The 15,974-nt window shown below is 46.9% G+C and carries 13 protein-coding genes; 2 read left to right on the top strand and 11 right to left on the bottom strand.

Going from position 1 to position 15,974, the window contains the following annotated elements; translation table 11 throughout:
* The 6 genes from SPD80_RS06510 to SPD80_RS06485 form a co-directional block, all read right to left on the bottom strand.
* Positions 1–700 (bottom strand): glutamine amidotransferase (locus SPD80_RS06510; RefSeq protein ID WP_320829031.1); only part of this gene is annotated, 700 nt, incomplete at its 3' end.
* Positions 697–2,043, bottom strand: a complete 1,347-nt coding sequence (locus SPD80_RS06505; protein ID WP_320829029.1) for a MurT ligase domain-containing protein — start codon at positions 2,041–2,043, stop codon at positions 697–699. The genes SPD80_RS06505 and SPD80_RS06510, both read right to left, overlap by 4 nt.
* A gap of 27 nt (positions 2,044–2,070) precedes the next feature.
* Entirely contained in the window at positions 2,071–2,643 is a 573-nt protein-coding gene (locus SPD80_RS06500) for an Asp23/Gls24 family envelope stress response protein (RefSeq protein WP_320829027.1), read from the bottom strand.
* 15 nt (positions 2,644–2,658) lie between these two features.
* Positions 2,659–3,051 (bottom strand): DUF2273 domain-containing protein, encoded by a 393-nt coding sequence (locus SPD80_RS06495; RefSeq protein ID WP_320605315.1) that lies wholly within the window; start codon positions 3,049–3,051, stop codon positions 2,659–2,661.
* Positions 3,051–3,845 (bottom strand): alkaline shock response membrane anchor protein AmaP, encoded by a 795-nt coding sequence (gene amaP / locus SPD80_RS06490; RefSeq protein ID WP_320829025.1) that lies wholly within the window; start codon positions 3,843–3,845, stop codon positions 3,051–3,053. Before amaP ends, SPD80_RS06495 begins: the two co-directional genes overlap by 1 nt.
* 154 nt (positions 3,846–3,999) lie before the next feature.
* Positions 4,000–4,800, bottom strand: coding sequence for a YebC/PmpR family DNA-binding transcriptional regulator (locus SPD80_RS06485; RefSeq protein ID WP_320605313.1), 801 nt, complete (start codon positions 4,798–4,800; stop codon positions 4,000–4,002).
* A gap of 242 nt (positions 4,801–5,042) precedes the next feature.
* Between SPD80_RS06485 and SPD80_RS06480 the strand changes: the two genes are divergently transcribed.
* Positions 5,043–6,485, top strand: coding sequence for a cation:proton antiporter (locus SPD80_RS06480; RefSeq protein WP_320605312.1), 1,443 nt, complete (start codon positions 5,043–5,045; stop codon positions 6,483–6,485).
* A 66-nt stretch (positions 6,486–6,551) separates the two neighbouring features.
* Entirely contained in the window at positions 6,552–6,992 is a 441-nt protein-coding gene (locus SPD80_RS06475; protein ID WP_320605310.1) for a hypothetical protein, read from the top strand.
* Between the two features lie 2 nt (positions 6,993–6,994).
* Here SPD80_RS06475 and SPD80_RS06470 read toward each other — a convergent pair whose 3' ends face one another.
* The 5 genes from SPD80_RS06470 to SPD80_RS06450 all read right to left on the bottom strand — a co-directional run bounded on the left by SPD80_RS06470 (position 6,995) and on the right by SPD80_RS06450 (position 15,843).
* On the bottom strand, positions 6,995–8,857 hold the full coding sequence (locus SPD80_RS06470; protein WP_320829024.1) for a PQQ-binding-like beta-propeller repeat protein: 1,863 nt from the start codon (positions 8,855–8,857) through the stop codon (positions 6,995–6,997).
* Positions 8,858–8,973: 116 nt separating this feature from the next.
* Complete coding sequence (gene lgt / locus SPD80_RS06465) at positions 8,974–9,888, bottom strand: prolipoprotein diacylglyceryl transferase (protein ID WP_320829023.1); 915 nt, start codon at positions 9,886–9,888, stop codon at positions 8,974–8,976.
* A gap of 22 nt (positions 9,889–9,910) precedes the next feature.
* Positions 9,911–10,201, bottom strand: coding sequence for a NifU family protein (locus tag SPD80_RS06460; protein WP_320605304.1), 291 nt, complete (start codon positions 10,199–10,201; stop codon positions 9,911–9,913).
* Between the two features lie 98 nt (positions 10,202–10,299).
* Positions 10,300–12,798, bottom strand: coding sequence for a U32 family peptidase (locus SPD80_RS06455; protein ID WP_320829021.1), 2,499 nt, complete (start codon positions 12,796–12,798; stop codon positions 10,300–10,302).
* 3 nt (positions 12,799–12,801) lie between these two features.
* The gene (locus SPD80_RS06450) at positions 12,802–15,843 is read right to left on the bottom strand and encodes a DUF4422 domain-containing protein (protein WP_320829019.1); all 3,042 of its coding nucleotides are present in this window, start codon (positions 15,841–15,843) and stop codon (positions 12,802–12,804) included.
* Positions 15,844–15,974: the final 131 nt, after the last annotated feature.

Here is a 15,974-nt window from a genome sequence, read left to right as displayed (position 1 = left end):
TGTTAGCCAAAAGCTCGGCAGTATCATCCAAAGGTTCTAGATAACTCATTCCTGTTGCACGTTCCAAAGCATGCGAAATTGCATAGTCTGCAATACCAGGATTCTTTGGTAACAAAGGACCATGAATATACGTACCAATAACGTTTTTATACAATACGCCTTCATATCCGGTGATTCCATCATTACCATGACCGTACAAAACTTTGCCAAAAGGAGTAACGTTTGCCCCTAAATGAGTGCGACCAGCATGGTTCTCATATCCCACAACCTTATGGTCGCAAAGAGGACTTTCCACCACAATGTTGCCAATCAGGCGTGGATCACCATGGTCTGTGTATAAATCAACAAGAGACAAACCCTGGACCTTCTCGTCCCCCATAAGATAGCTATGACCCAAAAGTTGATATCCGCCGCACACCGCCATAAGCACGCCGCCATCTTCCACAAATGCGTGCAACTCACTACCAACGGCGAGCAACTTATCGCAAACAATTTTTTGCTCACGGTCCGAGCCACCGCCAATAAAAGCAATGTCTACATCGATAAAAGAGGGAGTATCCCCAGGATGCACCTCGCGCAGTTCTACCTCAATACCACGCCATTCCATACGCTTTTTAAGACAGAGCATGTTGCCAGAGTCCCCATATAGGTTAAGCAACTCGGGGAATAGATGCGCAACAACTACTGTTTTTGAACTCATATGCGCTCCCCCATACTTTCAAGCTCGGCTTTTGCGGGCCACAATGCGGAATAATTAGTAAGTACGTAGGCAGGTTGCTGCGAGCTGGCCGTAGCAATGCCATGCATAAAATCTTGTACGTTAGTTGCTAAATAAGCTTGAATACCTGCATATTTAAGGCGCACTTGCACATCATGGGCACGAGTGCCGCTACAGTAAATAGTGCTGCAATGTGCTTGAGCAAGACGCTCAAAATCCACATCCCATATCCAAGAAATATCCTTGCCATCATTAAAATTATCATTGATGGCAATGAAGACATGCTTGTTGCGCTCATCTGCTGCTAAAAGAGAAAGATTTTGATTAAAGCCTGTGGGATTTTTGGCTAAGTTAAGCGTAACTTCCCTGCCGTCAACCATAAAGTGCTGTAGACGACCATTTTGCGGATGATAGGCATCCAATGTCTTTTGGAAGGTTGGTGCATCTACCCCTGCAAAACTTGCTGCCGCAAAGGCAGCAAGCAGGTTGTACACCATGTAAACACCACCAAAACGAGCATGTATATCATGCGAATCACCCAAAGGCGTAGTAACCGTAAAACAAATACCGTCGCGATCTGCATGAACGTTAGTTGCCACAAAATCAAGTTGCGGACGGGCAAAATCCCCTTGAGGGCACGCAAAATTACCCAGCTGCGCATAACTACGATAGGAATACTGCAGCTCCTCACCACAGACCTGGCAAAACTTTGCTTCAGGTACGCGGTCCTGTGGTATATGAAGGTCTTCTCCAATACCAAAGGCAAGAACACGTACCCCCTTTTGTTGGGCACGCAAAGCAACGCCCATACTCAACGGATCATCTCCACAAGCAATAAGTGTGGTTTGAGGAGAAGAAATAAGGGCTTGTACCAGTACATCTTGAATATGATCAATCTCTCCTGCACGGTCTAATTGATCACGAAACAGGTTAAGAAGCACTAAATATGCAGGCTGTAACTGCGGCAAGATATGCACCGTAGAAAGCTCATCTGCCTCAAGCACCGCCCAGTTAGCAGTAGCTTTTGGCAGCAACGCTGCAGCAACACCAGCCGCCATATTGGCGCCCGCACGATTGCACAGCACACGTTTACCAGTAGCCTCTATTGCAGATGCCACAACGTTATTGGTTGTGGTCTTACCATTAGTGCCACATACGACGATTGACCCTTCAGTAAGCTTGGTAGACAAGCCTGCAATAACCTGCGGAGCTAAGCTTAACGCCACTCTCCCAGGCAACTGAGAAGCATTTCGATGAGCTACGTTGCGCAAGCCCCACGATACAAACCTACCTGCCGCAACAGCAGCTTTGGTACGAATATTCATGCAGTACAACCTTCGTTATAGCTTTGTTTACCGCTCGTCCTTGGGGTTCTCGTCAGAATCGCGAGCATCAGCTGCGACCTTTGCGGCATCTTCACGCTTACCCGCTTCAAACTCATCTGCGGTAAGCACATCTTCGATGCGTAGGTTAACACCTGCAACTTCAAGGCCTGTCATACCAGTTATTTGCTTAACAACAACCTTCTTTACATCCTCAAACACCTGAGGAGCATACACACCATATTCGATGAGCACCGCAATGTTTACGCGTACCGCATTATCTGGCGTAACCTCTACCGTAACACCACGCGTAGGACTCACAGCACCAAAGGTCTCGTACACACGGTTAACCCAACCGCCGCGCATGCCCAAAACGCCGTCCACATCACGCACGGCAAGCGCCACGATTTTCTCGATAACGCCATTGGAGAACGTAAGAGAATCCTCACTATCCAAATCCTCATCAAAGGGCTCTACATCCGTTGCGTTTTCTAGGGCGGTATCAGAAGTGTCTACTGTTGTTTCATAGCTTACCTCTGCCTCAGAGGTAGCAGGAGCTGTAGACGTGGCGATACGCTCATCCTTATTTTGAGTGCTAGTCATAAATCTGCTGCCTTTCTAGCGATGATTGCGAGAAGAAAAGAGATCTTTAAGCGTTCTTTTTACAAAGTTAATAATAGTAGGCTTGCCGTCTAAGCTCTGGCCAAATGCATATCCTGCTACTACAAAAATGATAAGCAAAAGTGAGCGCCAAAAGCCTATTGCAATAAAAGCAATGGCAGCCAATAAGCCGCAAAAAGCAAACAAGATGGCATTGCTCTTCCCAGGAAACGTCTTATCTAGCCACGTAGTTGCCTTATGAGCAGCTTTTTTTGCCGTTTGTTTTGCATCTTCCATAGTAAAATCATCCGAAGCGCTGTGGGCACTCTGAGTGCTTTGAGCAGAAGTGCTGGTATCCACCTGTGGATTGGGAGCCTTATGCGACTGTGAGTCATCATGTTGTGTTGCCATTAGTTGCCCTCCTCAGTCGTTGTAGGGGAAGTAGTTTGTGTGGCATCTAAAGCGTCTGCCGCGCTGTTTGCTGTGCCGTCTGACATACTGCCAGAAGCGTTGTCCGACGTGCTGCCAGAAGTGCTACTTGCAGACGTTGGGATATACAGTATTTCATCGTAGCTGGAACGAGCCTGAGACGTTTTGTCTGCGTTATGATTGTCCAGATTGTCATCAAAACCATCAAGATTAGCTGCGGCAGATGCGCCGTCTTTCTTGTTGTCTTTCTCGACAAGAACCGTAGCTTGGCGAGCATCCAAATAACTAATGTGTACGCTTCCTACATGCTCACCACACAGCAATGCGAGGTTGGTGGTAAGTTGCTCCATCAACTCGGGACCGCGTACAACCACATCCATGGAGGCAAAGGGAACAACCTTTACAAACACGTCCACCTTATTGTTGCGGCCAATGTTTACGTATACATCACGTGCCTGAGCATCCCCTGCTGCAGCTACCACATGAGCGGCTTGGGAAGCTATAGCCTCACGAGAAACCGTAATGTCACCTTCATCAGTCTGAGCTACAACCACCACGGTAGGTACACGACCAGTGCATGCAGTAATAAAGGTTGCCAGTAAGCCCAGTACCGTAAGCGCCGCGAGCACAGCCAAGACATAGGTATACTCAGGAATGAGTAACAAGGCACTCATGTGCTCTTCCCACGGACTTGTAAGGGTAAGTGCAGTAACTGCAAACAGCAAAAGACCAGCTAGTGAGTATATAAAGAGACAAAATCTTTTAAATCTGCTCATTAACGCTCCCTTCGCATTTTTATATCTAAAGGATACCCTTTGGCTCGGACATTACGAAGCGCTGCAAATAATATATGCGCGATATACAAAAACGCCTCGGTCAAGGGGCTGTTGCCAACCCACGGCCGAGGCGTGCAAACCATACCTGTAAGTCTTATTCGTCCTCAGCCAAAGCCTCGGCAATCTCGTCCGTTACATTCATAGTGCTATAGACGTTTTGCACGTCATCGAGCTCTTCAAGACGGTCAATCAAGCGCTGAACCTTCTTTGCATCAGATACAGAAACATCAGTTGGCGTGGTGGGAACCATGGTAAGCTCACAGCCCTTTACCTCAATACCCTGAGCTTCAAGAGATTTCTGAACATCTTGCATCTTGTCATAAGCGGTGTATACAATCCACTGCTCGCCAGCGTCCTCGTAATCATCTCCCTCAGCCTCAGCAACTGCCATCATGAACTCGTCCTCATCCACAGCATTTTCTTTGTTGGGAATCTTCTTATCCTCGCTCACAATAATCTTATCGACAGCAATAGAACCTTTACGCTCAAATTGGAAAGCAACAGAACCAGTGGTACCCAGGTTGCCGCCCGAGTGACTAAAAGAAGAGCGAACATCTGCAGCAGTACGGTTACGATTGTCCGTAAGGCACTCTACGTATACCGCAACGCCTGCAGGACCATATCCCTCATATGAGATGTTCTCATATACGGCAGCATCTGCACCAGAACCAAAGGCCTTATCTATAGCTGCCTTAATCTTAGCGTTTGGCATGGAAACCATGCGTGCACGTGCTACTGCTGCAGCAAGTGTTGCATTGTTATCCGGGTTGGGATCGCCACCGAGCTTAGCTGCAACGGTAATGTTACGAGAAAGCTTAGAGAAGAGCGAAGAGCGCTTAGCGTCAATCGCAGCCTTCTTGTGCTTTGTGGTAGCCCACTTAGAATGTCCGGACATGCATGTCTCCTTACAATCAACCTAATCTGCCTATATACGGAGCAAATGCCTGCCCGCCATAGGATAAAACTCACTAACAAGAAACTCACTAACCTTGTACATATTACTCTTGTTGGCCGCTTACGAGAAGTGCAGTTAATTATGTGCGAATAACCTACATTCTCTACGTGCATGCCTACCCAAACTTCCCACATGCACTAAACTAAGTACACCCTATGCAGAAGGTTGAAAGCAGTCGTTTTATGGCAGTTAACCTACTTACACTCTTTTTTATTTTGGCAGGAGTGCTTGCTTCTTCATTTGTTGCAAGCCTTATTCCTGGCAGGCCAATCCCTGAAGTTGTTTTCTTTGTCTTTTTTGGAACCTTGTTTGGACCGTATGGTCTGCATCTTATCCAAAATACCAGTGCTATTTCTTTGCTATCACGCTTAGGGCTAGGCTTTTTATTCCTTATGGCTGGCTATGAGCTAAACCCACGTGAGCTTATTGGTAAACGGGGACGCCACGCAGCCCTTTCTTGGGCAGTATCCCTTGCTATTGCGCTCGTCATTATTCCGTTGCTTAACCTTGGTCTTTCTACCACAGGTACCATAGCTTTTGCCATAGCCCTTACTACCACGGCATATGGCACCTTAGTACCCATCATTAATGAACGTGGCATTACTGGCACCCATGTCGGTGAGGTTATAGAATCTTATGGTGCTATGGGCGAGCTGTTACCAGTTGTGTTGATGACGCTTACACTTACTCCTGGGCGCAGCATGCTCATTAACATTGTGGTGCTCATTCTCTTCATGCTCATATGTGTTGTCATTACTGCTCGAGCAGACCGTGCACGCCGCGTGGGTAGTGCACTGTCTCGCTTCTTGCATGAAAACTCCGAAGCTGCTTCCCAGCCCACTGTTCGTGCCATTGTGTTGCTCATGGTAAGCCTGCTGCTCCTCTCTCAGTTCTTTAAGCTTGATGCAGTGTTGGGCGCTTTTGCCGCTGGTTTTATTTTGCGAGGCATTGTGCCAAAAGATCATTCCATTACTACGCGCATTCAAACTATTGGCAACGGCTTTTTTGTCCCCGTCTTCTTTGTGATTTCTGGCATTACTATTAATCCTGCCGCCATCATGAGCAACCCTCACCTGCTGTTCTTATACATGTTCTTGCTGCTTGTAGTACGCGGTCTGGTTATGGGCATTTCACTTTCTCTCTTTCCAGAAACACGTACCCTTTCTCTTGGAGAAAAGCTCTCGGCGTCACTGTATTGCACTATGGCACTACCGCTTATTGTTGCACTCACTGAGTCCGCCGTTTCTTCAAACGCTATGACAGAAAGCATGGCTTCCGTATTAGTTGCCGCTGGTGCACTTACGGTATTAGTTATCCCACTCATTACCTCTGCAACTTCAACCCTACTGGCCGCCAAGCCTATCGAGGCAATTCAGGAAGTTATCGAGCACCCCCGTGAAGCAGCAGCTGTTATACAAGAACACCAAGCCGCTGTGCGCGTACAGCGCCGTCGTTTTATGGAAGAGCGCTTGCGCGAAAGGCGCATGGGCAGGCGTTTCTCGTCCACGGAATATTTGGCTATGCCCCATCATATGGCCATATCCGGCGAAAAAGGTAAAACGGCTCAACCGTTTACCCCAAAGCCCAAAACGCCGAGCGAAATTACCTCTGAAGAAGAGAAGTAAAACTAGCCGCTACAGCTGTTTGCGCGGATAATATATAAAACAGTACCTACTAACCAAGGAGATACCATGATTTACGTAGGCAACTTTAGTTATAACGATACTACCGAGGATGAAGAGAATTATTGTCTCATTCCCTGCATGGTTGTAGCGGATGATGTAGATGAGGCCTTGGATAAGTTTGCAACTCAACTTATTACCCTCCATGAAGAGGGTGATCTTTTATCTGGTGCAGACTATATCTACCTTGACTCTTTAGTAGAGCTCACCGGAGAATGCGACGAGCCCGTCATGCTTAATTGGCAAAAGATTGCCATTACCAATGAAGGTCTCTCGTCCATTTCTTCTGCATTGCCTGGTGCTGATGAGGCGGCTGGCGTAGCGTATGCCTTTGTTAATGACACCGATGAGGATTTCCAAACCGAGTTTGATGACCCAAACATTGATTTTGCAGATCTTGAAGAAGCTGACGAGGAACCGTTCTTAGATTTTACTGTTGCTCAGAACTAATCTTAGGGTTTGATAAACATAAGCCATGCTGCGAGCGCAAGTGCTACCACACCTGCAGCTCCAAAGCCAACCACAGAAGCTATGGGAAACTCGCTTACGGGGACAAATAAGATTTGTGTGCCCTCATTTGCATTTCCCGTAGCTTCCGTGCTATCTGACTGGCTTTCTCTTGCAGACGTATCCTGAGTAGAAGCATCGTTATTTTCTTGCAGCTTCTGAATCAGAGGATGGACGGTTACTGGCTCAGAATTGCCCAAGATGCTAGGAATAGTTGGTTGCTGCTTGGACGTATCAGCAACTGTATTGGGAACAGCATCTGTTGTTTGCGGATGCGTGGGATTGGGTGTAATGGGATTTGGGGGCGTCGGGTCCGGAGTCGGATTCGGTGTAGGATTCGGCGTAGGGTCAGGTGTTGGGTCTGGTGTGGGATCTGGCGTAGGGTCAGGCACCGGGTCCGGCGTAATAGGTGGCGTCTGAGCAGCATTAAGCTTTACCAAATAGCCGGAATTGTTAAGGTAATACAAGTTGCCCTCAGGGTCATTAATAACTGGAGAAAAGCTAAAGTGTGCATTAGTTTTGGTAGGAGCATATACCAAGCTGGCAACATCGTCACCCAACTTGTATACATACACATTGCCGCCTGCTGCATACGTTCTTGTTAGAGGATCAAACTCTGTGGGTGTATGAGCCGTAAAATATGCATACACCTCATTACCTTGCTTAACAACAAGTGCTGGAGCCTTAGACCCACCCTTGGGAAGCGGACCTTCAGCAGTGCTTGAAACAAGCTTTTGCACCCGCATAGTGTTGAGGTCTACAACAGCAAGCTGAGTAGCCTGAGAAGACCCAACGCCAGTAACAACTGCTCGATTACCCACAATGACTGGTGTAGAAATAGATTGAGAAAACAGTCTAGTGGATAAATCAGTCAGTCTTCCATTTTGCTCGATAGTTAGTTTATGCAGTCTGCCATCATACGAGGTATAGACGGCCTCTGTTGCACTAAGAGGCGTGAAATCACTGTTAATAGCAGCGCCAATGTTAATAATATCGCCTGCTACCCTACCTGTTTGAGGATTACATACAGAAATAGTACCTGAGCTATCTCCTCGTACTATATATTTACCAAACTGAGGTGCATCACTGCGATAATAACCAACGGGGCTGCCATGAAAAGATTCCCAGGCTATAGCACCTGTTTCTGCATGTACTGCAGCCATTTCTCCACCGATGACCTGCCAGTTACCGTCAAACCTAGCAGTGCCAAACGAAATGAGCTTCTCGCCCTCAAGGTTAATAAGGCGCAAGCTTGTAACCGTTTGAGCACCCGCAGCAAAAGAATCAGCTGAGGTCCAGCGTTTACGAGGCTGGTGCATATCAGATAAATCTACTGCTTGAATACGACCACTTTGAATAGCAACGTAATACGTGTTGTTTACAAATAGGGGGCGCGCCTGATAGTCAACGCTACCATCAAGTTCCAAAGAAGCAACAACACTTCCCTCTTTAGAGCTGGCATCTATAATTTTAAGCGTAGAACCTGCAACAATAACAACATGCCCATTAATAAACAGCGGCTCACTTAAAGCAACGTCATCGCGAGCCACCTGGGTCATCCAAGCTACTGTTGCAAGAGATGTTGGTGTATTGGCACTTACTTCATGCCCAATACCGTTATACTGCACGGCATCTTTTGTATCCAGTTGACTTACCAGAGGAAGCCGTGCTAAACCAGCCGTACCATAAAATCCTACATGAGCTGCAAAAGCTTGTATAGGCACAAGCGTACATGACAGCAAGGTAAGCAAAAGTATGCAAAGCAACTTTTGGCAACCCACGTATATGTCACGCACGCCATGACTCATGCATCCACGTTCCTTTGAACAGTGATTAGATTTTAACACGATTTAAAAATACACTGTTTTTTATTAAGTATATTTTTTAATTTATATACCGAACATTACTAATTGTACGTATAAGTTTATAAATATCCAATTTGGGATATTTGCCGCTTATGAGCCAACACAAGTTCAACTATTCCCATGCCTATAAGCGGAAGGCTCAGCACCATACCCATAGTAAGCCAGGTAGTTCCCAAGAGGTACCCCAGTTGCTCATCAGGCAAGCGCACAAACTCAATGAGGAACCTAAACACACCATACAGAAGCAAAAACACACCTAAGAACGTACCTTGCGGATAGGGCTTGACCACCTGATTGGTCTGAATTGTATGACTGCGGGGCTTCTCGGTAGATGAAGTGGAAGAGCTGGTAGATGCACCAACCTGTGACCTACCAAAAGAGCTCCCTCGATAAGAAAGTGCAAACAGCACAATAAACAAAACAAGACCCTCGAGAAGACCTTCGTAAAGCTGAGATGGATGGCGCGCCACATCGCCCGGTGTAAAAATAACACCCCATGGCAGATTGGTTGGCTTGCCCCATAACTCACCATTAATGAAGTTGGCGCAGCGACCAAAAAACAACCCGAGTGGCGCTCCAATAACAGCAAGGTCAGCCATGGTACGAATGGACAGATGCATAAACTTGCATGCAAGGGAGCCGCCAATAAGCGCACCCACCAAACCACCGTGGAAACTCATGCCACCTTCGCTAAACATAAAAATAGAAAGTGGATGAGCTAGGTAATAGCCTGCACCATAAAACAGTACATAGCCAAGACGACCACCAAGGATAACGCCAAAGGCAATGCCTATAATGAGCGAAATTAAATCATCCAAGACAAGATCAAGTTGCCAACGCTTAGCAGTTTTCCACATTACTATACCAGCGCATATAAACCCCATCAGGTAGGCAATGCCGTACCACCGAATGGAAAGGGGACCCAAAGAAAAAGCTACGGGATCCAAATGATGATATATCTCGTTAAGCCACATAGCGCAAGCTCACAAACTTACATTACATCTCGGCTTGGACGCGCGTTACGCCAGGTACATGCTCACGCAAGATGCGCTCAATACCCATAGAAAGCGTCAAAGAGCTCATGGGGCAGCCTGCGCAAGCACCAGTAAGACGCAAGGTAACTACACCGTCGTCATCCACGCCAATATATTCCATATCTCCACCGTCTGCTACCAAACTTGGACGAATAACCTCAAGGGTTTCCTTAAGCAAAATCTCATCCACCTTAACCTTCTGGTCAGAAGCAGCAGGTTGCGTAGTCTGAGTAGCTTGAGTTTCCTGATCCATAATGATTCCTCTCCACGTGCCAGGGCACGGTTACTTCTTAGGTTGCTTCTTAATGAGAACAGTGGCATTTTACCCAACCGCGCGATGCTTTTGCAAAATCATTCAATGCCAATAAATAAATGGCCCGAACTTGCCCCTTGTTCACGCAAAGGAGCCTTGCCTTTCCCCTGCGCCGCCTTAATGGCTTGCACAAGCCGCTTAAGTTCATGAACGCATTCTTCTGCCGATAAAAGCGTAGCATCAATAGCTAAGCGAGAAACCCCAGCAGCGAGCAACTCTGCCACTTGTGGAATTGCATCGATAGGTTGTGCGGCATATATGCGTGAACGAGCTTGCAGATCCGTATGAACAGGCATGACAGCACCTTGATTATTGCGAATCGCTAACTTGCGACGACGTAAAGCACAACGTGCACAATCATGAATGCACGTGTTAGCAGCCATAAGCACACAGTGTTGCGCCGTCATAACGCGGGGACGACCATACACTACAAAACCCATAGGTGTTGTTGCTGCAGATGCTACTTGAGCAATTTGAGTGAGCGTAAGCTCAGGAGAAAGCCAAAAACCCTGTGCTCCTGCAGCTTCGAGAGTCTGCACACACGCACGGTTATGAACAGGAATGCACGAACGAATTTCTGCCACAGCCCCCTGCTGCTGAGCGTGCACCAACTCGCTTACGTTACCTACAGCAACGGTAGTGCCCGCATGTATAAAAGAATCAATACGCGCATGATCAATCTCACGGCAGATTTCATCTAATACAGGAATGCACTGCTGAGGAAAATCTGCCGCCATATGCTCATCCCCAGAAACGTACACCCGTACCTCGCCAAACGCACGTGCTGCACGCGCAACCTCAGGCGTTGTGGCAAGCACACAAAGCTGAGGATTGTGTACCGTTGAAGCAGTGCTCTTTGCCGTGCGCGTTACATATCCCAACTCCAGCTGCTCTGTAGTAGGAGCAGCTACAAGCTTTTTCTTGCGCGCATGCCAAGGCTCAAGAATGCTTTGAATCAAGAGCTCTGCTGTTTGAGCACGTACTTTATGTACAGCCGAGAAACCCATGCCGCAGCCTTCATCCATACAAACAGTAAGGTCCTGAACAGCAAAGGGTGTGGTACCCATGCGGCCTACATGCTCTCTTACCTCATCTGCCGATACCGCACGCGTACGTGCAGCTTCAACCACAAAGCCTTCTACACAGGCTGTTGCCACGCCATCAAGCGTGGTCATGGTAATGGTAAAGGGCTTGCCAATACGACATATTACCTGCACGTTTACTAAACGTTTGCGCACTATATCCATGGAAGCTATGCGTGAGGCACAATCCAAAGCAGCTTGACTTCTAATGACGCGTACAGGACAACCCGCTGGCATAGGACGAGAAGCGATGCATTTGATCTTCTCGCCAGCTACAGCATCTGCTACAACATGGGCCGTAAGGAACTGCGAAGGGTTATGGTGAGGGCGAAACTCCAACAAGTCGCCCTTGCCTACCGGTTCATCTAACTGCACTACTATTTGCGCACGTGTAGTTATACGCTTGCGCTCCCTTCCGCCGTTGGTGCCGCGCGAAGTCTTTACGACATCAGACAACTTGCAAGAAGAAATAACGCTGCCAACCAACTGACCGCGATTGTTAGAGCGCTCGTAGCTCATCATCTCGTCACCAGCGGTGCCATGCAAATAGGCATTGGTAAAGTTGCGATTAAACGAGCGCAATAACAGACGCATACGCTGTTGCGCATCCGCCTGAGGCACCGTGCGACCTGCAGCAACATCGTCCATCTGTGCACGATATGCAGAAATAACAGAATAGACATAGTCGGGCGCTTTCATGCGTCCCTCTACTTTAAGAGAACCTGCGCCAGCTTCTGCTAAAGCGTCAAGATCATATAACGAAAAGGCATCCTTAGGGCATAGCGGACGTGTACGTCCCTGAGCTTCAAGTACGTTGCCCTTCTCGTCAATAAGGTCATAGAGTAGACGACACGGCTGTGCACACATGCCACGATTGGCCGACCGGCCACCAGACATGGAAGACATCATACAGACGCCAGAATAGCAGTAACACAGCGCGCCATGACCAAAGACTTCCGTCTCTACACCGGTATCAGAAATAGTTTTGATTTCTGGTAAAGAAAGCTCGCGAGAAAGTGTTACACGATGGGCACCTAATTGATTACACCAGAGCGTAGCGCGAGCGTCATGTACGTTTGCCTGCGTGGAAATATGGCATTCTATCTGTGGCCACCGCCTGCGAACCTCTGCCAATAAGCCCCAGTCTTGGATGATAAAAGCGTCCGCTCCCAAGGTATAGGCACGATACACAAGTGCCAATGCTGCTGCCATCTCGGACGACTGAATAACAATGTTAATAGTTACATAAACGTGTACACCCGCTATGTGCGCTTCATCACAAGCCGCCGCAAAGGCCGCGTCATCAAAGTTTGCAGCTCCTCGGCGCGCATTAAAGTCATTACCCAAGCCACAATAAATGGCATCAGCACCTGCTGCTAAAGCAGCACGAAATGCCTCGAGACTGCCAGCAGGAGCCAGCAGCTCGGGCATTGTACGGTTACCTGTTTGTGTCATATCCTACTTCTTGCCCAGCGCAGCGCGTCCCAAAGACTTAAGCACTTCTCGACGTGCACTACCTAAAGGAGCAATAGGGTCTACCAGCTTGCGCAGCCCACTATCTGGAGAAACAACTTTCTCGTGCGCAGGTAAGCTTGGTACACCCTCCGCGGGAACAGCCGAAGAAATCATCCGAGAAATGAGCTCTTCATAGAAAGGCATAGCACGAGCATAGCGCCAGTACTCAGTAGCGTAGTCGCAGCGCGTATTAACCCAAGGCTTTTCCCAGCCTGCATAATGAATAATCTTGGGATTAGCACGCGATGCATTGTAGGCATCAAAAAAATCATTAGGTGCAAAGCGGAAAACAGCAGCTACACGACCACCACAGTCATGCATAACATTCCAGTTAAACGGTAGGTAGGTTACCCGACCCTGACATTCTGCATTAAGAATATCTTGGTCATCGTAGATGTAGTCTGCCTCAGAAACAATGTCCATCCACTCGCTCACAGTATGCAACTTACGCATCTGGGCGGTGTTAAGCACGAGTACACCAGCTTGGAAATACTCATAAGGATCCACAAGACCCAGTTCCTCAACCGTATACTTCATACGTTTGCCATCATTCATGTTGAGGTTGCCCAAATAGTCCAAATCATGGGCCGCAGCAAGCAGATTAGTACCCAGCTCCGTATCAAAGAGCTCAGAAACATCACCACGAACAATGAGATCAGAATCCAGATACAGTACCTTATCGTAGAACGATAAAATCTCCTGTACAAGGAAGCGATAGTAGGTTTCTAGTGAGATATGCTCGTTGTTGGTGGACAAGTCATACCCGCGAATCATACGGGAGACATTGTAAAACCGAACAGATGCATTACCAAAGTCTGCCACCATCTTTTGGATGGTTTCACGACGCGCGCCATCAATATTGCGCTCGAGCACCACAATGTCATAAAAGTTGGAAGGATTAGCATTGCACAACATAGAAAACATAGTGGTAGAAAGCATAGGCACATAGTTGTTATCCGATGCAAAGACCACCGGCACAATCTTTTTGCCCAAGGCGTCCTGACGAACATCCACAATAGGCTGCAAATCATAGGTTTTATCTGGCTGCTCAAAGTGGACGCATTGAAGCTGTTTTGTTTTCCAGCCCGCATTAGTACGCAGAGCATGCCTGTAGTAAATATTAAACAAACGCTCTGTTAGATGGCCAGGAGTGCGCAAGGCTTCCTTACTGTAATGCTCCATATGAGCTTCGTTACAGTATTTCTCTAAAATGGGAAATACCCACGCGCAATAGTCCGAGAAAATCTGGCCGCGCATAATATACATGTTGCAGAAGCAGCTCTCGTGCCCAGTAAAGAAGGCTCGTGCATCATTCAAATACTCAGGTTGGAGCTCAGCAATAATGTTAACAAGAAGGTCTATGTCCTCAATGTGGAGCAAAGGAGCTGCCTTATATTGCTCATACGGCGTTGTAAAATCACCTGGCATATGGCGTAAGTCTTGGAAGCGCGTCGTAATAACATCATAGCCCTCAATACAAGCACGAGCACTTTGGGAATCTAAGCCGTATTTGGCAATGGATGTTGCATCAATAAAGCTATCCATGACCTCGCCGTACTCGTTTTCCTCGTACTCGGTTTCCGAGAAATTAAAGTAGCGACGATAATGGCAGAAGCCCATGTAATCTGCCATGGCATTCTTCCATGCCCAATACTGTACGGTCATCTCACAATAGTAAGGATTTTTGCTACTGATGTTGTCGCCTTCATCATCATGGAAGGAGTCCATAAAACGAGATTCAGGATTCTTAAGAAGACCTCCCACTTGCACTGGCTGGAATATGGGAGACTCGGGAAAATCTACTCGTTTGTGGGTAGTAACAAAAATACGCAGGTCTTGAGCCTTGTACTCTTGCTTTTTACGTGTGCTGCGCAACTGGTCCATATGATCTTGAGCAGCCCGTTGCATGGCGTGTAAATGATTAAGCACCGTAACATCATCTGTAGTAGTGTAAGTATCTTGCGCTACTCGATAGTAGAGATACAAAATATCATTTGCTTCAGGGAGTGTACCTTTTGCAATAAAGTCATAAGCTCGATCACGCACCAAACGCCATAATTCTGTATTGATTTGTGCTTTACCAAAGTTGCGTACCAAGATTGCAGCTGCAACTTCTTTATCTTCTCGAGCAACACGATCACGCCACTCATTAGCGATAAATACAATATTCTGATATATAAATCCATCGAGACATGCTTGTGGGATGCTCTGTGGATAGTGCTGTGCATAGTTTTTCCCTGCAGCAAGACACGCAGCCATCTGCTTACAGTGCTTTTCAAAATCTAGGAGATTAATTTGAGTGGTACCCATTATTCCGCAACCAAAATGGTACAAGTAACCCAAATACTCATCCATAAACTCCATTGAGGAAGCCTTGGAAGTAATAACCAATGATTCAAAGCTATCTTCTGCTCTCAATAAGTTTAAATCAGGCATTTCTTCAAATGCCTCTTTTACAATCCGCGCAGAATATAGAATTTGAGTTACACGCCAGTCAACACTAAAACCCTGTGATTCATCATATATTTTATGGATGATATCTTTCCCCTCAAGACGAGGGGCATCAAGTTTATTGTCATCATGCAGTAAATATTCCTCAGGAAGAGCATCATCGTCAGTTATGACTTTGACACCAAAATGCAACATATCACAGGGTGTTTTACGCATGCGTTCTACTGCACGCTCAAACGTTTCATCTGCTAATTCATCATCACCGTCTACAAAGATGATATATTCACCCTGAGCTGCCATAACACCAGATTTGCGTGCAAGGTGTAAATTACGGTTTTCCTCATGACGGACCACAACAAAACGGTTATCGCCGTAGATGACCTTATCTATCTCTTGTGCAGTAGCATCAGTGCTTGCATCATCTACAACAATGACTTCAAAGTCATCAAACGTTTGATTCTTGAGACTCGTTAAACAACGGCCAATGTATTTCTCAACATTATAGGCAGGTACTACACAAGAGATAAGTGCCATAGTTCTAACTCCAAACATGCAATTTTTATTATTCGCTAGTGTACCGTATTAGCATTAGCTTCTTGTGATGCAGTCTGAGTTTCTATAAACGCAGCAGGAACTATAAAAACAGGCTTGCACAGCAAGCCTGT

The sequence above is a fragment of the Atopobium sp. genome (assembly GCF_034113385.1).
Lineage (GTDB): Bacteria > Actinomycetota > Coriobacteriia > Coriobacteriales > Atopobiaceae > Atopobium.
Note: the sequence above shows the minus strand (reverse complement) of the source record. Positions and strands in the feature narration are given on the sequence as shown.